Origin of the sequence: Actinomycetospora sp. CA-084318 (genome assembly GCF_050955885.1) — a bacterium.
Taxonomy (GTDB): domain Bacteria; phylum Actinomycetota; class Actinomycetes; order Mycobacteriales; family Pseudonocardiaceae; genus Actinomycetospora.
Window position 1 is genome coordinate 4,250,454 of the sequence record NZ_CP192098.1, and the last position, 20,074, is coordinate 4,270,527.

General features: G+C 74.8%; 21 protein-coding genes. 12 read left to right on the forward strand and 9 right to left on the reverse strand.

Annotated features, from left to right (window positions below; genetic code table 11):
- Window positions 1–36: 36 nt before the first annotated feature.
- The 4 genes from ACQPYX_RS20795 to ACQPYX_RS20810 all read right to left on the reverse strand — a co-directional run bounded on the left by ACQPYX_RS20795 (window position 37) and on the right by ACQPYX_RS20810 (window position 5,754).
- Complete coding sequence (locus ACQPYX_RS20795) at window positions 37–2,682, reverse strand: DNA translocase FtsK (protein ID WP_433799184.1); 2,646 nt, start codon at window positions 2,680–2,682, stop codon at window positions 37–39.
- Between the two features lie 159 nt (window positions 2,683–2,841).
- Window positions 2,842–4,026 (reverse strand): MFS transporter, encoded by a 1,185-nt coding sequence (locus ACQPYX_RS20800; protein ID WP_433799185.1) that lies wholly within the window; start codon window positions 4,024–4,026, stop codon window positions 2,842–2,844.
- Window positions 4,027–4,106: 80 nt separating this feature from the next.
- Window positions 4,107–5,072: a LysR family transcriptional regulator gene (locus ACQPYX_RS20805; RefSeq protein WP_433799186.1), complete on the reverse strand. Its 966-nt coding sequence runs from the start codon at window positions 5,070–5,072 to the stop codon at window positions 4,107–4,109.
- A gap of 25 nt (window positions 5,073–5,097) precedes the next feature.
- The gene (locus ACQPYX_RS20810) at window positions 5,098–5,754 is read right to left on the reverse strand and encodes an HAD family hydrolase (protein WP_433799187.1); all 657 of its coding nucleotides are present in this window, start codon (window positions 5,752–5,754) and stop codon (window positions 5,098–5,100) included.
- A gap of 77 nt (window positions 5,755–5,831) precedes the next feature.
- Here ACQPYX_RS20810 and ACQPYX_RS20815 point away from each other — a divergent pair, with 77 nt between their 5' ends.
- Window positions 5,832–6,272, forward strand: coding sequence for a DUF5709 domain-containing protein (locus tag ACQPYX_RS20815; protein ID WP_433799188.1), 441 nt, complete (start codon window positions 5,832–5,834; stop codon window positions 6,270–6,272).
- A gap of 4 nt (window positions 6,273–6,276) precedes the next feature.
- Here ACQPYX_RS20815 and ACQPYX_RS20820 read toward each other — a convergent pair whose 3' ends face one another.
- Entirely contained in the window at window positions 6,277–6,633 is a 357-nt protein-coding gene (locus tag ACQPYX_RS20820) for a TraR/DksA family transcriptional regulator (RefSeq protein WP_433799189.1), read from the reverse strand.
- 167 nt (window positions 6,634–6,800) lie between these two features.
- On the opposite strand from ACQPYX_RS20820, the gene ACQPYX_RS20825 reads away from it, so the two are divergent.
- The 7 genes from ACQPYX_RS20825 to ACQPYX_RS20855 all read left to right on the forward strand — a co-directional run bounded on the left by ACQPYX_RS20825 (window position 6,801) and on the right by ACQPYX_RS20855 (window position 14,283).
- Window positions 6,801–8,081 (forward strand): hypothetical protein, encoded by a 1,281-nt coding sequence (locus ACQPYX_RS20825; protein WP_433799190.1) that lies wholly within the window; start codon window positions 6,801–6,803, stop codon window positions 8,079–8,081.
- Window positions 8,082–8,286: 205 nt separating this feature from the next.
- Window positions 8,287–9,219: a fumarylacetoacetate hydrolase family protein gene (locus ACQPYX_RS20830; protein WP_433799191.1), complete on the forward strand. Its 933-nt coding sequence runs from the start codon at window positions 8,287–8,289 to the stop codon at window positions 9,217–9,219.
- A complete protein-coding gene (locus ACQPYX_RS20835; protein ID WP_433799192.1) occupies window positions 9,216–10,220 on the forward strand; it encodes a cyclase family protein in 1,005 nt (334 codons plus the stop codon). The genes ACQPYX_RS20830 and ACQPYX_RS20835 overlap by 4 nt, the downstream gene beginning before the upstream one ends.
- Complete coding sequence (locus ACQPYX_RS20840; protein WP_433799193.1) at window positions 10,220–11,329, forward strand: FAD-dependent monooxygenase; 1,110 nt, start codon at window positions 10,220–10,222, stop codon at window positions 11,327–11,329. Before ACQPYX_RS20835 ends, ACQPYX_RS20840 begins: the two co-directional genes overlap by 1 nt.
- A gap of 13 nt (window positions 11,330–11,342) precedes the next feature.
- Window positions 11,343–12,278, forward strand: coding sequence for a VOC family protein (locus ACQPYX_RS20845; RefSeq protein WP_433799194.1), 936 nt, complete (start codon window positions 11,343–11,345; stop codon window positions 12,276–12,278).
- Entirely contained in the window at window positions 12,278–13,261 is a 984-nt protein-coding gene (locus ACQPYX_RS20850) for a fumarylacetoacetate hydrolase family protein (RefSeq protein WP_433799195.1), read from the forward strand. Before ACQPYX_RS20845 ends, ACQPYX_RS20850 begins: the two co-directional genes overlap by 1 nt.
- Window positions 13,258–14,283: an amidohydrolase family protein gene (locus tag ACQPYX_RS20855; protein ID WP_433799196.1), complete on the forward strand. Its 1,026-nt coding sequence runs from the start codon at window positions 13,258–13,260 to the stop codon at window positions 14,281–14,283. The genes ACQPYX_RS20850 and ACQPYX_RS20855 overlap by 4 nt, the downstream gene beginning before the upstream one ends.
- Here the strand turns inward: ACQPYX_RS20855 and ACQPYX_RS20860 are convergent.
- Window positions 14,267–15,214 (reverse strand): AraC family transcriptional regulator, encoded by a 948-nt coding sequence (locus ACQPYX_RS20860; protein ID WP_433799197.1) that lies wholly within the window; start codon window positions 15,212–15,214, stop codon window positions 14,267–14,269. The genes ACQPYX_RS20855 and ACQPYX_RS20860 overlap by 17 nt on opposite strands.
- 73 nt (window positions 15,215–15,287) lie before the next feature.
- Between ACQPYX_RS20860 and ACQPYX_RS20865 the strand changes: the two genes are divergently transcribed.
- Window positions 15,288–16,262 carry an SDR family NAD(P)-dependent oxidoreductase gene (locus ACQPYX_RS20865; protein WP_433799198.1) on the forward strand — a complete coding sequence of 325 codons (975 nt, stop codon included), beginning with the start codon at window positions 15,288–15,290 and terminating at the stop codon, window positions 16,260–16,262.
- Here ACQPYX_RS20865 and ACQPYX_RS20870 read toward each other — a convergent pair whose 3' ends face one another.
- Window positions 16,263–17,012: a trans-aconitate 2-methyltransferase gene (locus tag ACQPYX_RS20870; RefSeq protein ID WP_433799199.1), complete on the reverse strand. Its 750-nt coding sequence runs from the start codon at window positions 17,010–17,012 to the stop codon at window positions 16,263–16,265. It abuts the gene before it with no gap.
- Entirely contained in the window at window positions 17,009–17,584 is a 576-nt protein-coding gene (locus ACQPYX_RS20875) for a hypothetical protein (RefSeq protein ID WP_433799200.1), read from the reverse strand. Before ACQPYX_RS20875 ends, ACQPYX_RS20870 begins: the two co-directional genes overlap by 4 nt.
- Before the next feature lie 131 nt (window positions 17,585–17,715).
- On the opposite strand from ACQPYX_RS20875, the gene ACQPYX_RS20880 reads away from it, so the two are divergent.
- The gene (locus ACQPYX_RS20880; protein ID WP_433803775.1) at window positions 17,716–18,555 is read left to right on the forward strand and encodes an SAM-dependent methyltransferase; all 840 of its coding nucleotides are present in this window, start codon (window positions 17,716–17,718) and stop codon (window positions 18,553–18,555) included.
- On the opposite strand, the gene ACQPYX_RS20885 is transcribed toward ACQPYX_RS20880, so the two are convergent.
- Window positions 18,552–19,001 carry an anthrone oxygenase family protein gene (locus ACQPYX_RS20885; protein WP_433799201.1) on the reverse strand — a complete coding sequence of 150 codons (450 nt, stop codon included), beginning with the start codon at window positions 18,999–19,001 and terminating at the stop codon, window positions 18,552–18,554. The genes ACQPYX_RS20880 and ACQPYX_RS20885 overlap by 4 nt on opposite strands.
- Before the next feature lie 87 nt (window positions 19,002–19,088).
- On the opposite strand from ACQPYX_RS20885, the gene ACQPYX_RS20890 reads away from it, so the two are divergent.
- Together ACQPYX_RS20890 and ACQPYX_RS20895 are read left to right on the forward strand one after the other, a co-directional pair.
- Window positions 19,089–19,652, forward strand: a complete 564-nt coding sequence (locus ACQPYX_RS20890; RefSeq protein WP_433799202.1) for a TetR/AcrR family transcriptional regulator — start codon at window positions 19,089–19,091, stop codon at window positions 19,650–19,652.
- Between the two features lie 9 nt (window positions 19,653–19,661).
- Window positions 19,662–20,030, forward strand: coding sequence for an NUDIX domain-containing protein (locus tag ACQPYX_RS20895; RefSeq protein WP_433799203.1), 369 nt, complete (start codon window positions 19,662–19,664; stop codon window positions 20,028–20,030).
- The last annotated feature ends 44 nt before the right edge of the window (window positions 20,031–20,074 follow it).

Sequence of the window (20,074 nt, forward strand, 5' to 3'; positions counted from 1 at the left end):
ACACCCTGTGCGACCTCGCAGGACACGCGGACCCGTTCAGGCGTCCACCCGATCCGAGCCGCCCTGCTCGGCCGAGCCGTCGTCGGGAACGGACACCGGCGCGGGCTCCCCGCGGATCGAGGCGAGCAGCTCCGGGAGCTCGTCGGGCTTGAACAGCACGTCACGGGCCTTGGAACCCTCGCTGGGCCCGACGACGCCGCGGGTCTCGAGCAGGTCCATCAGCCGGCCCGCCTTCGCGAAGCCGACGCGCAGCTTGCGCTGCAGCATCGACGTCGACCCGAACTGGCTCGTCACGATGAGTTCGGCGGCCTGCAACAGGACGTCGAGGTCGTCGCCGATGTCCGGGTCGATCTCCTTCTTCTCGGCGGCGGCCTCGGTGGTGACGGAGTCGTCGTAGTCCGGGTCGGCCTGCGCCTTGCAGAAGTCGACCATCGCCGCGATCTCGTCGTCGCCGACGAAGGCGCCCTGCAGGCGGTTGGTCTTGCCCGCGCCCATCGGCAGGAACAGGGCGTCGCCCATGCCGATCAGCTTCTCCGCGCCCGGCTGGTCGAGGATGACGCGCGAGTCGGTGAGCGAGCTGGTCGCGAACGCGAGGCGCGACGGCACGTTGGTCTTGATCAGACCCGTGACGACGTCCACCGAGGGGCGCTGCGTCGCGAGCACCAGGTGGATGCCGGCGGCGCGGGCCTTCTGGGTGATGCGGACGATCGCGTCCTCGACGTCGCGCGGGGCGGTCATCATGAGGTCGGCGAGCTCGTCGACGATCGCCATGATGTAGGGGTAGGGCCGGTAGACCCGCTCCGAGCCCAGCGGCGCCTGGATCTTCCCCGAGCGCACGTGCTCGTTGAACACGTCGATGTGGCGCACCCGGTTGGCCTGCATGTCCGCGTAGCGCTGCTCCATCTCCTCGACGAGCCACTGCAGCGCGGTCGCCGCCTTCTTCGGCGACGTGATGATCGGCGTGATCAGGTGCGGGATGCCCTCGTAGGGCGTCAGCTCGACCATCTTCGGGTCGATGAGGATCATCCGGACCTCGTCCGGCGTGGCCCGCGCCAGCAGCGAGACCAGCATCGAGTTGACGAAGCTGGACTTCCCGGAGCCGGTCGAGCCCGCGACGAGCAGGTGCGGCATCTTCGCGAGGTTCGCCAGCACCATCTGGCCCTCGATGTCCTTGCCGAGACCGATGACCATGGGGTGGGTCTCGCGCCGGGCGGTGTTCGACGAGAGCACGTCGGCCAGCCGGACCATCTCGCGGTCGGAGTTCGGCACCTCGATGCCGACCGCCGACTTGCCCGGGATCGGCGCGAGCAGCCGGACGTTGTCGGTCGCCGCGGCGTAGGCCAGGTTGCGGTGGAGCTGGGTGATCTTCTCGACCTTCACGCCGTGGCCGAGCTCCACCTCGTACCGCGTGACCGTCGGGCCGCGCACGAAGCCGGTGACCTGCGCGTCGACCTTGAACTGCTCCAGCACGCCGGTGATCGCGTCGATCATCGCGTCGTTCGCGGCCGAGCGGGCCTTCGGCGGGTCACCCGCGGTCAGCAGGTCCGGCGGCGGCAGGTGGTAGTCCTGCTCGCCCTCGGGCGGCTCGCGGTGGCTGGAGAACGACTGCGCGGCCTGCGGGTCGGTCTCGGTCTCCTCGACGACCGGGGGCGTCTCGGGGATCTCGGAGGCCGGGATCTTCTTCTTCGGGGCCTTCTTCCCGACGACGGCCGGGGCCGGCTCGGGCACCTCGGCCGGCGGTTCGGGCTCGGGGGTCCGGTCGACGGGCTCGGACAGGTGGTCGCGGTGGCGGGCGGGGTGGGCGTCCGCGTCGAGGTCGTCGGCCGGGGCCTCGTCGGCCTTCTTGCGACGACGGCGCGGCTTCTCGATGACCTCGGTCTCGGCGACCGGCTCCTCGTCGACCTCCTCGGCGCCGCCCCACTCGTCGTCGTACTCCTCGTCGAACGCCTCGCCCGTGACGAGGCACCGGACGCGGCGGGGGACGTCGCGGACGGGGGTGCCGGTGAGCACGAGCAGGCCGAACGCGGCGACCAGCACGAGCACCGGCATCGCGAGCCAGACGGTGACACCGGCGGTCAGCGGGTCGGCGAGCCACGCGCCGATCACCCCTCCCCCGGCCTGCCGTCCGGCGAGGAGCTCGGGGGCGCCGACCGAGAGGTGCCAGGCCCCGAGCACGCCGAGGGCGAGCAGCAGGGCGCCGACGACGGTGCGGGGGCGGGTCTCGGGGTCCGGGTCGGTGCGCATGAGCAGCACGGCGATCCCGAGTAGGATCACCGGCAGGGCGAGGGCGACCGACCCCAGGACGGTGCGGAACGCGATCTGCATGCCGGTGCCGATCGGCCCGCCCGCGCCCAGCCACAGCCCGGCCGCCGTCACGAGGGCGAGGACCACCAGCGCCAGCGCGATTCCGTCCCGCCGGTGCGCGGCGTCGATCTCGCGGCCACGCCCGATCGTCCGGGCGAGCGACCCGAGGCCGCGGGCGGTCAGCGTCCAGGCGCCCCGGACCCCGCGGGCGATCGGGCCCGGCCCGGTGCGCCGCGGCGCCGGCTTGCGCGCCGGCGGCTTGCGGGCCGGTGTCCTGCGGCCCGACCGCGACGGCTGGGCGGTCGCGACCGTGCGCCCCGGCGTGCGCCCACCGGTGAGCGGGCGGCTGCGCTGCGAACGCGTGTCGGTACGGGCCATGGCGGACACGGTAACCGCGGCGCCCCATCCGCCCCGGGAGCCACACGCGTCCGGCCGGGTGTCGGTGGACTCGCTCGGGGCGTCCCGTGACGAACGAGCGGCACTCTCGCGCACATAGATGCTGCGAGAGTGCCGTTCGCTCAGGACGAGGTCGGCCTGCTAGGCGAGGCGGGCCGCCCAGCGGCGGACGACCAGCGGCGCCACGCCGGCCACCAGCGCGGTGACCACCCCGAGCGCGAGCACCGCGGAGGAGAGGCCGCCGAGCGGGGCGGACACGGCGAGCAGCACGAGCGGGCAGAAGAACTGGCCGATGAACATCGCGGCGGTCCACATCCCGGTGCCGCGGCCGCGTTCGGCGAAGCCGAGGCCGGACAGCGCCCACGTCAGCAGGGTCGGGAGCAGCAGACCGGTGCCGGCGGACGCGATCACCGCGCCGACCGCGATCACGGCCACCGACGACGTCAGGCCCACCACCACGAGACCGACGGCGGCGAGACCGAGCGCGATCGGCAGCAGCACCCGGGTGCCGCGCCCGGCCACCCGGCCGAAGGTGAAGCCGCCTGCCGCCGTCGCGAGCGAGGCGACCGCGCTGACCAGGCCGATCGTGGCCGTCGAGGTGACCCCGACGGACGCGAGCACGAGCGAGAGCTCGGCGATCGGGGTGTAGAAGACGATGCCGCCGAAGAGCGTGACCAGGCACGGCACGGCGATCAGGCGCCACGGCACCGGGGGCAGGGCGGCCGCCGGCGTGCGACCGGTGCTGCGCACGAACACGGCGGCGAGGACCGCGATGACCAGGCTGGACACGTAGAGGACGAACGGTGCCCGCCAGCTCACGGCGCCGAGCGCACCGCCGAGGGCGAAGAAGACGGTGGCGGCGAGCGTCGTCGCGATCGTCTGCCGGGCGAACCAGCGGTCGCGGGCGGCGCCGCCGAAGAGGTCGGCGAGCAGCGTGGTGCAGGCGGTCATGATCGCGGCCTCGGTGATCCCCACGCCGACCCGGCTCGCGACGATCCACGGCAGCGAGTCCAGCCACAGCGGCGCGGTGCCGAACAGCGCGTAGACCACGAGAGCGACGACGAGCACCCGCTTGCGCCCCGCCGCGTCGACCAGGCGGCCCGCGACGGGGGCGAGCAGTCCGATCATCAGGGCGGGCGCCGTGAGGACGATCGGGACGAGGACCTGGACCCCGGCCGTCGTCGCGAAGGCCTCCATCATCCGCGGCAGCACCGGTGCGAGCAGCACCGAGCCGAGGATCGGCAGGCAGCTCCCCGCGAGCAGGATCGCGCCCTGCCCGGTCGCCCGACCCGTCGTCGGGGTCTCCCACTGCTGTGTGACCGTCACGGCCGACCTCCCTGTCGCCACTGAGGAGCCGTGATCGGCACCACAGCGGAGTGTCGAGGCGGCGCGGGAGTGATCGGAAATCACTCCGGTTGGGGGGCGGCATCCACGGGATCGATGGTGGGCAGGTCGGCGCACACCTCGGCGAGCAGGGCCCGCAGCCAGCGGTGGGCGGGGTCGGCGTCGTACATCGGGTGCCACCAGAAGGCCTCGACCAGCGGCGTCGCGGTGAACGGGCACGGCAGCACCCGGAGCCCGTCGTCGGGACGGAGCCGCGCCGCGAGCCGGCCCTGCACGAGCGCGACGCGGTCGGTGCCGGCGACGAGGTCGGGGATGGGGAGGAAGGACTCGACGACGACCTGGGCGCGCGGCTCGATGCCGTGGGCCCGCAGCTGCTGCGCGGCCGGGGTGAAGGCGGTGGGCCGGTGGTAGACGGTGACCCACGGGAGGGCGGCGAGGTCGTCGAGGGTGACGCTCTCCCCCACGCGTTCGTTCGTCTCCGCGACCAGCAGCACCCAGTGGTCCTCGTAGAGGTCGAGGAACGGCAGGTCGTCGAGGAACCCGTGCGGGATGAACAGCCCGTCCACGCCGCGCAGCCGGTCGGCCGCCCCGACGATGTCGTCCGGCCGGTGCGGGCAGAGCCGCAGCCGCGCGGCGGGCGCGGTCCGCGCGAAGGCGGCGGCGAGCGGCGACCCGAGCACGGTCGTCGCGTAGTCCGAGACGAGCAGCGTGAACTCGCGGGTCGTGGCGGCGGGTTCGAAGTCGGGGGCCGCCGAGAAGACCCGCTCGATCCCGGCGACGGCGGACTCGGTGCGGTCGACGAGCCGTACGGCGAGCGGGGTCAGCTCGTAGCGGTTGCCGACGCGGGTGAGCAGCTCGTCGCCGAAGTGCCGCCGCAGCCGGGCCAGGGCCGCGCTGACCGCGGGCTGGGAGAGCCCCAGCGCGGCGGCGGCGCGCGTGACGTTGCGCTCGGCGAGCAGCGCCCGCAGCGACAGCAGCAGGTTGAGGTCGAGGTTGACCAGCCGGGTCACCGAGCGTTCGACCGCCACCGCACAGGCTTACCGCATCGGGGGCCTAGGCGGGGGTGGCGACCTCGCGTCGGACGTGGTCGAGCAGCTCGGCGAGGTCGTGCGCCACGAACTCCGCGCCCGCCTCGACGAGCTCGTCGACCGAGAAGCCGCCGGTGCGCACGGCCAGGAACGGCACCCCGGCGCGCACTCCGGCCTGCCCGTCCCACACCGAGTCGCCGATCAGCACCGCGTCGCGGCTGTTCTCGCGGTCGAGGGCGAGCTCGACGAGGTCCGGGGCGGGCTTGCTGGCCTCGACGTCGCCGGAGGTGATCACGTCGTCGGCGTGGGTGCGGCCGTCGATGAGATCGAGGAAGTGCTCGGCGTGCTTGCTGCCGCCCGACGTGGCGAGCACGAGGCGCAGCCCCTGGTCGCGGAGCCCGCGCAGCAGCTGCTCCGTCTCGGCGAACGGGGCGACCTCGTCGATGAGGCGGTCGAACTCCTCGGAGTGCTCGGAGCGCAGGTCGTCGCCGTGCGCGTCCTCGATCTCCTGGCTCGACACGTGCGCCACGAGCTGGTCCCCGCCCATGCCGATGGCGCGGTGCAGGTGCCAGAGCGGGACGGTGACGTCGTGGCGGCGGAACGCCCGGTACCAGGCCACCGCGTGGTGGTAGTTGGAGTCGACCAGCGTTCCGTCGACGTCGAGGATGACGGTGTCGGGCATGGTCGCGCGGGTTCCCGACGACGGGTGCCGGTCAATCGGGCACATCGGCGCGGGCGTCGTCGGGGTAGCCGCAGGCCATGACCCACCCCGACCGCGACGACGACACCGTCCCCGAGGAGCCCGACCTGGGCTCGGCCATCCAGCTGGAGAGCGGCGAGACCCTCGACGGGCAGCCCGGCACCGACGCGATGGACGCCCTGACGGTGGCCCCGAACCGGCCCTTCGGCCTGGACGACCCCGACACCACGCCCGAGGGTCAGCGCAACCGGGAGACGGTGGACGAGCGGCTCGCCCGTGAGGTCCCCGAGGAGACGCTCGCCGCCGGCGACGTCACGTCCGGCGAGGACTCCGGGGAGGTCGGTGACGAGCGCGCCGGTCGCCTCGTCGCCGACGACACCGCCCCCGACACCCGCGCGACCGACGTCCTCGACGCCGACGACGCGGGCCTGTCCGGTGGGGTGGCGGCCGCGGAGGAGGCCGCGGTCCACGAGATCGACGAGGACGACATCCGGCCGTGACGGCTCACCGGGAGGAGCGTTCGAGCTCCTCCTGGTGCTCCCGGCACCGCTCGGCCTGCGGGCGGGCCTCGAGCCGCTCGGCGTCGATGTCGCGGCCGCAGACCACGCACCGCCCCCACGACCCGTCGTCGATCCGGGCCAGCGCCTCGTCGATCTCGGTGACCTGGCGGGCGGTCAGGTCCTCCATGGCCTCGGCGTCCATGAACTCCTCGACCTCGGTGCCGTAGTCGCCCGGGTGCTGGCCCATCGCGCCCTCCTGCTGGACGGCCGGCTCGGGCTTCTGCTCCTGGGTGAAGTCGCCCAGCTCGACGAGGCGCCGGCGCTCCTCGGTCAGCGTGCGGCGGGCCTGCTCGGCGTCCATGCGTGTTCCCTCCTGACGACGGCGAAGGGCCCGGATACCAGCCGCGGGCGGGCGCCACACGCGCTCTGCGGCACGTGGATTGGAACAACGGCGGCGCGGTAACCCGGTGCCGGGTCCACAGCGCGGCCATCGTCCGGTCTCCCCACCAGAAGGGCCGCCTCCCCGAGATGAGCGCCGTCGATCTCTGCCACGACCACCCCGCCGAGATCGCCGGCCGGTACCGGCTCGGTCCGGTCCTGCGTCGCTCGCCGGGCTGCTGCTCGCACCGCGGCACCGACCGGCTGCTGCGCCGCACGGTGTCGGTCACCCTCGTCGAGGGCGACGGTCTGGTGCTCCCGGCGCAGTCGTGGCACGGCCGGTCCCCCGAGGTCGCCGAGGTGTACGACGGCGGCCCGTGGCACGGCCGGCTCTTCCTCGTCACCCAGCACCCCGGGGCGACGCTGGCGGAGACGACCCCGCCGGGTGGGCTGTCGGTCGCCGAGGTGCGCGACCTCGGGCTCGCCGTCGCCGACACCTACGCCCCGCTGCACCGGCGCGGCCGCGCGCACGGCGGGCTCGGCCCGGGGACGGTGGCGTGGTCCGACCGCGGCGCCGCGTTCTCCGACGTGGGCCTGCTGCCCTGGCTCGCGCGGTGGTCGGACGTGCGGCTCGACCCGCCGTACCCCGCGCCGGGACGCGCGGCGGACCCGGCCGCCGACGTGTACGCCCTCGGACGGCTGCTGGGCGAGCTCGGCCCGCGCCGCCCGCCCCGCGCCGTCGGCGCGCTGATCGAGGACATGACCACCGCGTCCCCCGCCGCCCGCCCCCGGATCGAGGACGTCGCCGACCGGCTGCGGTCCCTGCCCGTGCCGTCCCGAAGACGGGTCGGGGACGCCGCCGCCCGCGGCCGCCGGGCCGTCGTGGTCGCCGCCGCGGTCCTGCTCCTGGCCGGGGGCGCCGGGGTCGGCGCGCTGGTCACCGGGTCCGGCGCGGGGTCGGCGTCGGCCTACGCGGCGGCCGTCGACCCGACGCCCGTGCCGGGGGTGCCGCGACCGCCGGCCCTGGCGGCCGCCCCGCCGCTGCCGGGCCCGGCCCCGACCGACGACGCGGACGTGGTGGACGACGTCGACGCGGCCCCCACGGTCGAGGCGCCACGGACCGCCCCCGCCCCGGTCCGGACCGACGAGGTCCCGGCGTTCACGGGACGCACCGGGGCGCCGTCGAAGGATCGATCGGACGAGCGCCCGGAGCGCTCCGAGCGCTCCGATTCCGACGGCTCCGGCGACTCCGACGACTCCGGCCGTTCCGGGACCTCCGAGGACCGCTCCGAGCGGACGCGATCCGGGGACGACTCGTCGGACCGCCACCGGGACCGGGACCGTTCGGACGATCGCCGCGGCCACGACGACCGGCACTCGGACGATCGCCGGGAGCGCGGCGACCGGAAGGACCGCGACCGCTCCGCCTGACCGCACCGGCCCTCCTCCGAGGGTGACACCAGGCAGCCTCCTTGGCCGTCCGACCTGCCCCCTGTGCACCTCGCGGCGGCGGTGAGCGCCTGACCAGCGGGGATCGGCCCCGTCGATGCCCACCATCAGCACTTCGGCCTTCCGGGACGGCCGGCACCCCACGCAGAGTCGTGTGCACCACACCGACTCTCGCCGTGGAGGGCGCATGATCAGGCTGGGGACGTTCTCGCGCCCCGGGGACGGCCGGCGGTTCGCCGGGCTCGTCACCGACGCGGACGAGGTGGTCGACCTCGACACCACCACGACGGCGCTGCTGGCCGACTGGGATGCCGTGCTCCCGGCGCTCGACGCCCGCGCCCACGAGGCCGGGACGCCGCTCGCGGAGCTCACCGTGCACGCGCCCCTCGAGCCCGGTCAGATCCTGCAGTCCGGCGCCAACTACCGCACGCACGTGATCGACCTCGCCGCCGCCCACCACGCCGAGCGCGGCACCCGGCCGGACGCCGAGATCCGGGCCGAGGTCGCGGAGCTGATGGACCGCCGCGCCGCCGAGGGCACGCCGTACCTGTTCGTCGGGCTGCCGAGCGCGGTCACCGGCCCGGGCGACGACGTCGTGATCCCGCCGTGGACGCAGCAGTTCGACTGGGAGCTCGAGCTCGCCGCCGTCATCGGCCGCGAGGCGTTCCGGGTCGGCCGCGAGCACGCGCTCGAGCACGTCGCCGCGTACACGATCGCCAACGACCTCACGGCCCGCGACCAGGTCTTCCGCCGCGACATGCCCGAGATCGGCACCGACTGGTTCCGCGCGAAGAACGGCCCCGGCTTCACCCCGCTCGGCCCGTGGCTCGTGCCCGCGCGCGACGTCGACCCGGCCGACCTGCGCATCCGCCTCGAGCTCGACGGCGAGGTGATGCAGGACGAGACCACGAAGGACATGCTCTTCGACGTCGCCGCCCTTCTCGCGGCGGCGGCCGAGATCACCCCGCTGCACCCCGGCGACCTCGTACTCACCGGCAGCCCCGCCGGCAACGGCATGGCGCGCGGCCGGCTGCTGCGCGACGGCGACGTCATGATCGGCTCGATCACCGGCCCGGGCGTCGACCTCGGCCTCCAGCGCACCCGGGTGGTCGCCCCGTGACCGCCACCGTCAGCCCCACCGACCGGACCGCCGTCCTCGCCGCCGGGTACGACCCCGCGAAGCCCGAGGAGGCCGTGGCCGCCGTCGTCGCCCGCGTCTCCCGCTGGGGCCGCTGGGGCGCCGACGACGTCCTCGGCTCGCTGAACCTGCTCACCCCGGCCAAGCGCCTCGAGGGCGCGGCATGCGTGCGGACGGGCGAGGCGCACTCGCTGTCGCAGCCGTTCGACGAGGCCGGCCCGCAGCACGGCTGGAAGAAGCGCACCAACCCGGTGCACACCATGCTCGGGACCGGGCACGAGGCCCTCGACGGGGAGTTCCCGCACGGCATCGGCGGGGCGGACGACGTGATCGCGATGCCCTTGCAGTGCTCGACCCAGTGGGACGGGCTCGGCCACATCTTCGACCACGGCAAGGCCTGGAACGGTCGGGACGCCGCCGAGACGGTGCGCGTCGAGGGCGACCGCGTCACCGGCATCGAGACCGCCGCCGCCCACCTCGCCGGCCGGGGCGTGCTGCTCGACGCGGGCCGGGTGCTCGGCGACGAGCGCGGTGAGCTCCCCGACTCGTACCCGATCACCGCCGAGGAGCTGGACGAGATCGCCCGCGTACAGGGCGTCGAGGTCCGGCCCGGCGACATCGTCTGCGTGCGCACCGGCCAGTACGCCCGCACCCGCCGTGAGGGCTGGGGCGGCTACGCGGGCGGCCCCGCCCCCGGCCTGTCGTTCACCACGCTCGACTGGCTGCACGACTCCGACGTCGCCGCGATCGCCACCGACACCTGGGGCGTCGAGGTCCGGCCGAACGAGTTCGACGTCGCCTTCCAGCCGCTGCACCAGGTCGCGATCCCGCACCTGGGCCTGTTCCTCGGCGAGATGTGGGACCTCGACGGGCTCGCCGACGCCTGCGCCGCGGACGGTCGGTACGAGTTCTTCCTGACGGCGGCCCCGCTGCGGATCACCGGCGCCGTCGGCTCCCCCGTCAACCCGATCGCGGTGCGCTGATGATCGCCACCGCGTTGATCGCCGGCGGCGGGGCCGCCGGCGCGGCCGCCTCGATCCTGCTCGCCCGCGCGGGTGTGGCCGTCGACCTCGTCGAGGCCACCCCCGACGTCGGGGCCGCCGGCTCCGGCATCACCCTGCAGGGCAACGCGCTGCGGGTGTTCCGCGAGCTCGGCGTCCTCGACGCGATCCTCGCCCACGGGTACGCCTTCGACGAGGTCGGCCTGCGGTCCCCCGACGGGACCGTCCTCGCCGTCATCCCCGACGCCCGGACCGGCGGCCAGGACCTGCCGGCGACGGTCGGGATGCCCCGCGCCGTGATGGCGACGCTGCTGCTCGAGCAGGCGGGCGCCGCCGGCGCGAAGGTCCGCACCGGCACCCGCGTCACCGAGGTGCACCCCGACGGCCGCGCCACCCTCGACGACGGCACGTCCGGCTCCTGGGACCTGGTCGTCGCCGCCGACGGCCTCAACTCCGGCATCCGGTGCGGTCTCGGCATCACGACGACGCCGGAGCCGGTCGGGATGGGCATCTGGCGGGTCTTCACGACGCGGCCCGACAGCATCACCCGCACCGACCTCACCTACGGCGGTGCCGCGTACATCGCCGGGTACTGCCCCACCGGCGAGGACTCGATCTACGCCTACCTCGTCGAGCGTGCCACCGACCGGACGGGCCTGGACCCGGAGGACCGGCTGGCGACGATGCGCGGGCTCGCCGCGCACTACGGCGGCCCGTGGACGGAGATCCGTGAGCGGATGACCGACGCGGACCGCGTGAACTACACCTGGTTCACCCACCACCTCGTGGACGGGCCGTGGCACCGCGGGCGGGTCGTGCTGGTCGGCGACGCCGCCCACTCCTGCCCACCCACCCTCGCCCAGGGCGCGGCGATGGCGCTCGAGGACGCGAGCGTCCTCGTCGACGAGCTGACCGGCCACGACGCGACCGAGGCCGCGCTCACGGCCTACGCCGACCGTCGTCGGGAACGGGCCGGTGCGGTGGTGGCGGGCTCGGTGCAGCTGGCCCGCTGGCTGCTCGACGCCGACCCGGCCGCCGACGTCCCCGGCCTGATGGGCCGCACCTCCGCGCTGCTCGCGCAGCGCCCGTAACCGAGGACCAGACATGGACCGCCTGATCACCCACCTCCGGCACGTCGACCTCGCCGTGCCCGACTACGAGCGCCAGCTCGAGTTCTACCGCGACCTCTGGCAGCTCTCGCCCGAGACCGTCGACACCGGCATCGCGTTCCTCGCCGCCGAGGGCTCGCCCGAGCAGTACCAGGTGCGGCTGCGCCGGGACGCGGAGAAGCGCGTCGACCTCATCGCGTTCGGCGCCGAGACCCCCGCCGACGTCGACGCGCTGGCCGAGAAGCTCGGCCGCGAGGGCGTCACGCTCGTCTCGACCCCGGACAAGCTCCAGACGCCGGGCGGGGGCTACGGCTTCCGCTTCTTCGACCTCGAGGGCCGGACGATCGAGGTGTCCGCCGACGTCGCGCTGCGGGCCCACCGCAAGATCGCCGAGGGCGAGTCGGTGCCGGTCAAGCTCTCCCACGTGGTGATCAACTCGCCGCAGCCGGAGGCCCTCGTCGCCTGGTACGACCGCCACCTCGACTTCCGGCTCTCCGACACGCTGTTCTCCCCGCACATGGGCGAGATGATGTATTTCCTGCGCTGCAACCCCCAGCACCACTCGCTGGCGATCGCCCGCTGCCCGCACGTGTCGCTGCACCACGCGTCGTTCGAGCTGCGCGGCATCGACGAGTACCTGCGCGGCACCGGGCGGCTGCTGCGCGCAGGCGTCGAGAAGGTGTGGGGCCCCGGGCGGCACATGGCCGGGAACAACACGTTCTCCTACTTCCTCGACCCGCAGGGCAACACCGTCGAGTACACGACGGAGCTGGAGTGCCTCGACGAGGACTCCTGGCACCCGTCGCTGTACGACTTCACCGACCCGATGGTCTCCGACCAGTGGGGCACGGCGAACCCGATGAGCGAGTTCGTCGCGAAGAAGTCGTTCAACGACCCCGACCGCGGCGTCTTCGTCGCTCCCCCGGTCTGATGCGGATCGCCAGCGTTCTCCACGACGACGGCGAGGTGCGGGTCGGGCGGGTGGTCGACGACGTCGTGCACGTCCTCGACTCCCCGGTCACCGTGCTCGACCTGCTCCGCGCCGGCACCCTGCACGAGGCGGGCGGGTCGGCGCTGTCGACGCCGGCCGTCCCGCTGTCGTCGGTCCGGCTCCTCGCGCCGCTGCAGCCGCCGACGGTGCGCGACTTCGTGACCTTCGAGGAGCACGTCGAGGGCATGCGGCAGCTCGCCGGGGTCCCGAACGCCTGGTACGCCGCGCCGGCGTTCTACTTCTCCAACCCGTACGCGACGCTGGGCCCGGACGACGACGTCCCGATGCCGCCGGGATGCGCGGTGCTCGACTTCGAGCTCGAGGTCGCGGCGGTGATCGGGCGGACCGGTCGGGATCTGACCCCGGAGCAGGGCGCTGCGGCGATCGCCGGGTTCACGATCATGAACGACTGGTCGGCGCGGGACCTGCAGGCCGCGGAGATGCAGGTCGGGCTCGGTCCGGCGAAGGGCAAGGACACGGCGACGACGCTGGGCCCGTGGCTGGTGACGGCCGACGAGTTCAGCGACCTCGACCTGGCCCTGGAGGCGCAGGTGGACGGCCGCGTCGTCGGGACCGACCGGCTCTCGAACATGGGCTGGACGTTCGGCGACCTGGTCGCCTACGCGTCCCGCGGCACCGAGGTGCGGCCCGGCGACGTGCTGGGCTCGGGCACGTGCGGCCACGGCGGGTGCCTGGGCGAGCTGTGGGGTCGCGGGGTGTCGCACGACGAGCTGCCACCGCTGCGGCCGGGCAGCGTGGTGTCGCTGTCGGTCGAGGGCATCGGGACGCTGACCAACCGGGTGGTCCCCGGGGTCGGGCCGACCCCGATCCCGCCGGCCTCCCCTCGTGGCAGCAAAGCGTCGTTGCTGTCGTCGGACGCCAGTAACGACGCTTCGCTGCCACGGGAGAGGGCACACCGATGAGCCCCACCAGCCCGACGACCGACGTCCACGCCCATCTGCTGGTGCCGGGCGCCGAGGCGCTGGTGGCCGACCGCCCCGAGCTCGGCGCCGCCCGGGCCGTCGAGGCACGGGCCGCCGGGGAGACGAGCAGCCGGGTCAACCGCGAGCAGATCGCCACGCTCGGCCCGGCCCTGACCCGGCTGGACCACCGGCTGGCCGCCATGGACGCGGCGGGCGTCGAACGGCAGCTGGTCAGCCCGATGCCGATCCACCACCCGTGGGCCGACCGCGAGCTCGCCGCGGCCTACGCCGACGCCGTCAACACCGGCGTCCTGGAGCACTGCGCCGGCGCGCCCGACCGGCTCGCCGGCCTCGGGACCGCCCCGCTGCAGCACCCCGATCTCGCCGTCGACGTGCTGCGCGGGGCCGTCCGCGACGGGCTGCGCGGCGTCGAGGTCTCCACCCACGTGACGGGACCCGACGGCCGTCGTCGGGAACTCGACGATCCCGACCTCGCCGGCTTCTGGGCGGCGGCCGCCGAGCTCGAGGCGGTCGTCTTCGTGCACCCGTGGGGCTGCACCCTCGGGGAGCGGCTCGACGTCGGCTACCTGTCGAACTCGGTCGGGAACCCCGTGGAGACGACGGTCGCCCTCTCGCGGCTGGTCGCGGCCGGTCTTCCCGACGACGGCGTGCGGTTGCTGGCCGCGCACGGCGGCGGCTTCTTCCCGTACGGCACGGCCCGCCAGGACCACGCCTGGCACGCCCGCCCGGGCGACCGCGCCGCGCCGGAGCCGCCGAGCGCGGCGCTGCGGCGGATGTGGTTCGACGCGCTCGTGTACACCCCCGAGGCGCTGCGGCACCTCGTCGCGGTGGCGGGCGCGGACCGGGTGGTGCTCGGGACGGACTACCCCTTCGACATGGCCGTGACCGACCCGCTCGACCGCCTCGCCGCCGCCGGACTGGACCCGGCCGACGCCGACCGGATCCGGGGCGGCAACGCGGCGGACCTGCTGGCCCCGACCCGCGTCAGCTCGAGCGGGTGAGCAGCCGCCGCCGGTAGTGCACCGGCGACTCGCCGACCTCGCGCTTGAACGCCGTGCTGAAGGCACTCTCCGACCCGTAGCCCAGCTCCGCGGCGAGCGCCCCGACGCGCACGTCGGGGTCCCGGAGCGCGCGCTGCGCGAGCACCATCCGCCAGCGGGCGAGGTAGGCGAGCGGCGGGACACCGGCGACGGCGCGGAAGCGCTCGGCGAAGCCCGTCCGGGACATGCCGGCCACCCGGGCGAGCCCGACGAGGTCCCAGGCCCGGCCCGGCTCGTCGTGCATGACCCGCAGCGCCGGCGCGAGCTGGTCGTCGACGAGCAGGCGGAGCCACCCGGTCGGCGGCTGCGCCTGCTCGAGGTACGCGCGGAGGAACTCGAGCAGGATCAGCTGCCCGTTCTGCCGGATGGCGAACGCCGAGCCCAGCCGACCGCTGGATGCCTCGACGACGAGCTGGTCGACGAGCGCAGCCAGTCGGACGGCCGCCGGGGTCGAGCCGCGGACGTGGACGAGACCGGGCAGGGCGGAGCCGAGCAGGTCCTGCCCCGCGGAACCGACCTGGATACCGCCGCCGACCAGCACGTCGTCGGTGGTCGGATCGGCCGCAGCGAGGGCCATCGAGTCGAACCCCGTGTCGGGCACGAGCTCGACCGCCGGACCCTCCCCCCGTCCGCCGCGGACGTCGAGGTGGGTGCGGTGGTTGAGCAGGACGACGTCCCCGCCGGAGAGTTCGACCGGGCCGTCCGGTCCGCCGGGCCCGTCCGTGGCGACCCGCGCCGAGCCCGCCACCAGTGCGATGAGCTTGAACGGCCGCGACAGCGCGCCCCGGGCGACCCACGGGCCGCGCACCGCGAACCCGCCGGTCATCATGCTGCGGACGTCGACGCGATCGAAGACGTCGGACAGGACGTCGGTCGGGAACGTGGCGGGCATCGCCGTACTCTCGCGCAGGAAATCGGGACGGACAATGATTCCGCGTCCAGGGCGAGAGCACGAGACTGGTCGCATGACCACGCAGGCCCCGCTCCCCACGCCCTTCACCGCCGCCTCCACCGCCGCCGACGTCCTCGCCGGCGTGGACCTGCACGGGCGCGAGGTGCTCGTCACCGGGGGCCACAGCCGGCTCGGCCGGGAGGTCACGCGCGCCCTCGCCGCCGCGGGCGCGCAGGTGACCGTGGCGGCCCGCGACGTCGAGCGCGCCGCGGCTGTCGTCGCGGACGTCCCCGGTGTCCGGGTCGAGCCGCTCGACCTCACCGACCCCGCCTCGGTCGACGCCCTCGCCGCCCGGTGGCTGGACTCCGGACGTCCCCTCCCCGTGCTCGTCAACAACGCGGCGGTCCTGAACAGCCCCGAGCGCCGCGTCGACGCGCGCGGCCACGAACTGTCCTTCTCGACGTCCCACCTCGGCCACTTCCGGCTCACCCGCGCCCTGCTCCCGGCCCTGCGCGCGGCCGGCGGGGCCCGCGTCGTCACCGTCACCTCGGGGGCCGCCCGGCTCGGCGGGATCCACTGGGACGACCTCGACCTCGCGGCCGACTACTCCCCGCTCGCGGCGTACACCCAGTCCAAGCGGGCGAACGTCCTGTTCACCGTCGAACTCGACCGCCGCCACGCCGAGGAGGACATCCGCGCGTTCGCGGCCCACCCGGGCGTGGTCATCGGGCCCGGGCCCCACGCGGCCGGGCGGCTCGCCTCCTATCGCGCGCAGGGCCTCGTCGACGAGCAGGGCGCCACGGTCGTCGACCCGGAGGCGGGGAAGAAGACCGTCGAGCAGGGGGCCGCCACGATCGTGTTCGGCGCGGCGAGTCCGCTGCTCGACGGCCACGGCGGGGTCTACCTCAAGGACGCCGACATTGCCGTGCTCGACGACGAGGACCGCCCGCTCACCGCCGACAGCGTCCCCGCGGACGCGAACTCGGCGATGCTCGATCCCGACGACGCCCGGCGGCTGTGGGAGCTGAGCGAACGGCTCAGTGCCTGACTACCGGCGGGCGACCAGGAAGATCCGGCGGAACGGGAACCAGGTCGAGCCGTCGGCGTTCGTCGGGTAGGCCTCGCGCAGGCGCGGCGCGAGCACCTCGACGTAGTCCCGGTACGCGGCGTCGGACAGGGCGTCGCGGACCGGGCGCAGCGCCGTGCCGGAGATCCAGCGCAGCACCGGGTCCTCGCCGGTGAGCCGCTGCAGGTAGGTCGTCTCCCAGACGTCGACCGCCGAGGCCCCGGCGAGGTCCTCGGCGTACTCCGCGGGCTCGGCGACCGTGGCCGCGTCGCGCAGCGCCACGTCGAACCGGTCGGCGACCTCCCGCGCGAGCACGTGCGACGGCGCGGTGAAGTTGCCGGGGACCTGCACCGCGAGCCAGCCCTCGTCGGGAAGGGCCGCCAGCCAGCGCCGCAGCAGCGCGCGGTGGCCCGGGACCCACTGGAGCACGGCGTTGGAGACGATCACGTCGCCCGTGGGTGTCCAGGCGTCGACGTCCTGCTCGGTGGCGTCGATCCCGCGCTCGCGGGCGGCGGCGACCATGTCCGGTGAGGAGTCGAAGGCGGTCACCCGCGCGTCGGGCCAGCGTGCCTGCAGCACGGCCGTGAGGTGGCCCGGGCCGCACCCGGCGTCGACGACGTGACCCGGGTTCGTCGCGCCGATCCGGGCGAGCAGGTCGGCGAACGGCCGGGAGCGGTGGTCGTCGAAGTCGAGGTAGAGCGCGGGATCCCAGGTCGTCGCCACGGGGCTCACGCTACGCCCGCGATGATCAGGACGAGCCCGCTGACGCCGGCGCCGAGGATCCCCCCGACGATCACCTGGGCGAGGGTGTGGGCGGTCAGGCGCAGCCGGGCCCAGCCGACCAGCGGGACGGCGAGCCACGCGAGCGCCCACCAGCCGCCGCCCAGCAGCGTCAGCACGGCCGCGGCGGCCGCCACGACCGCGACGTGGAAGCTGACCTTCCACCAGAGCGTGACGGTCGTGGCGACGACGGTCGTCGCGAGCACGGCCACCTGCAGCGCGACGATCGCCCGCGGTGCCCCGGCGAGCCAGAGCACGCCGAGCCCGACCAGCACCGAGAGCGCCGCCAGACCGAGCGGGACGGCGCGCTGCTCGCGGCGCGAGAGGTGGTGGTCGGTGTAGCGGCCGCGACGCACACCGAGGTCGACGATCACCGCCGGGATCACCACGGTGAACACCATGCCGAGCAGCGACCACGCGATCCCGGGCGGACCGGCCGCCAGGGCACCGACCACGGGGTAGAGCACGGCGAGCAGGAGGGTCGGCGAGGTCACCGTGCTGACCCGGGTCGCGACGACGGTCACCGCTCCAGTGTCGACCATGGTCGCCGTCGGGGCCGATCATGGGATCACGGAGTGATGCCGCCACCTGATCGGGCGGTCACGGTCCGGCCGTCGTCACCACCGGGGACGACGACCGTCCACGAAGCGTGAGCATGCCGGTCGAGTACCACCCCGCCCCGCCCCCGCCGGGCCCCCGGGCGGGCGGGCTCCCGCACCACGCCGGTCTGGAGCTGGACGCGATCGTCGCGCTCGCGGCCGACCTGGAGCTGCCGAACTTCGCCCGCACCGTGGACGCCCTGCTCGGCGGGAGCGCGAACTTCGCGGTCGACCGCGAGGCGGCCACGGCGCTCCTGCAGCTCGACCCGCTCGCCGACGTCCGGGCCCGGGCGCAGCGGGGGTTCACCCGCCGGGTCGTGCGCCACGCCCTCGCGCGGGGCATCGACCAGTTCCTCGACCTGGGCTGCGGCATCCCGTCGGTGCACTCCGTCCACGACGTCGTCCTGGGCCGCGACCCCGCGGCGCGGGTGGCCTACGTCGACCTCGACCCGGTCGTCGTGGCCCACGCCCGCGACCTCGTCGCCGACCGCCCGACCGTGCGCGTCAGCTGGGGCGACCTGCGGGCGCCGGGCTGTGTCGCGGCCGCCGTCGGCGACCACCTCGACCTGTCCCGGCCCGTGGCCCTGGTGATCGGCGGGGCCCTGCAGTTCGTCCACGACGACCTCGCCGCCGTGCTCGCGGGATGGCGCGAGCTCCTCGCCCCGGGCAGCGTCCTCGCCGCGACGCACGGCAGCACGGTCAGCCGCGACATCGCGCCGACGCTCGACGCCCTCTACGTCCGCGGGCTCGCCGGCCTCTCCCTGCGCAGCCCGGAGCAGGTCCGCGAGGCGTTCGCCGTGATCGCGCCGGCGGTCGACGTCGTGGACTGGCCCTCCGCGGGTGCGGGCGGTCGCGACACGACCGGCGTCCTGGGCGTCGTCGGGACGATCGACTAAAGCAGCAGGAGGCCGACCGCCACCGCGGCGAAGGCGGCCACGAGCAGGCCCGTCCGCAGGTGGTGCAGCCGGTCCCAGCGGGCCAGCTGGGCGCGCCAGTCCGTCGGGGCGTCGCCCTCGCTCCACGTGCGCGCCCGGTCGTTGATCGGCACGAGGAACAGCAGCGACAGCACCACGGTGAGCACGAGCAGGCCGGCCCCGACCCCGAGCGGGACCACCGCGCCGCTCCCCCACGCGAGGACCATCCACGCGAGCACCAGGGCGAGGGCGCCGACGTACCAGAACGGCATCACCCGCCCCAGGACCCGCGCGCCGTCGGTGCGCGCCGCGAGCCCGGCCGTCCCGGGCAGCCGATCGAAGATCGGGTTGACGAACACGGCGACGGCGAACTCGACGCCCACCATCACGCCCAGCACCACGACCGCCGCCACCACGAGCACAACCATCGGGACCTCCGGAATCTAGCCTTGCTAGGAACGCTAGGAACGCTACTCGTGCTGTGCTCGTTTGGCTAGCGCTGCTAGATTGTGGGCGTGAGCGTCCAGGAGCGCCGGGCCCGGGAGCGGGCCGACCGGCACGAGCGCATCGTCGCGACCGCCCGCGAGCTGGCCGAGGAACAGGGCTGGGAGGCCGTCACCACCCGTCGGCTCGCCGACCGCATCGAGTACAGCCAGCCGGTGCTCTACGGCCACTTCCCCGGCGGCAAGGACGAGATCGTGGCGGCCGTGGCGCTGGAGGGCTTCGCCGACCTGGCCCGGGCGCTGCGGGCCGCCGTCGAGGGCCGGGCCGGGTCGGCCGCGGTCGCCGCACTAACGGACGCCTACCTCGACTTCGCCGCGGCGCGGCCGGCCGTCTACGCGGCCATGTTCGACCTCGCCGCGCTCCCCTTCGCCGCCGCGGACACCCCGGCGGCGATGCGCGCGGGCTTCGAGGCCGTCCGGACGGCGCTCGGGGGTGACGACGAGTCCGCCGAGGTCGGCTGGGCGACGCTGCACGGCCTGGCGACCCTGCGTCGCGCCGGGCGCCTGCCCGCCGCGACCGAGAGACGTCGTCGGGAACGCGTGGTGGACCTGCTGACCGGCGCCCCGGCGCGGTAGGAAGGCGCCATGAGCCGGGCCAACCACCTCGTCCTGGCGGTGGTGGTCGCCCGCCCCGGCCTGCTGCTGCTGCACCGGCCGGGTGAGACCCCGCCGGCCGTGCTGCCGGGCGGGCGCCCGGAGCCGCGCGAGTCGCCCGGGGCGACCGCCGAGCGCGGCTGCCTGGAGGAGACGCGCGTGCGGATCCGCGCGGGGACGGTGCTCGGGCGGGAGGTGGTCGACGGGATCGCGACGACCTACGTGGCCGCGCGTCCCGTCGTCGACCCGCCGGCGGACCAGGTCGCCGTGAGCCTGCACGTCGCCTGGTACCGCCCGGAACAGGTCGATCTGGTGCTACCGGACCTGCCGTCGTTCGTCAGAGGTGCCTTCGGCCCGTGAGTACTAACGGTCGCTATAGCGACCGTTAGTGCTCACCTGCCGCA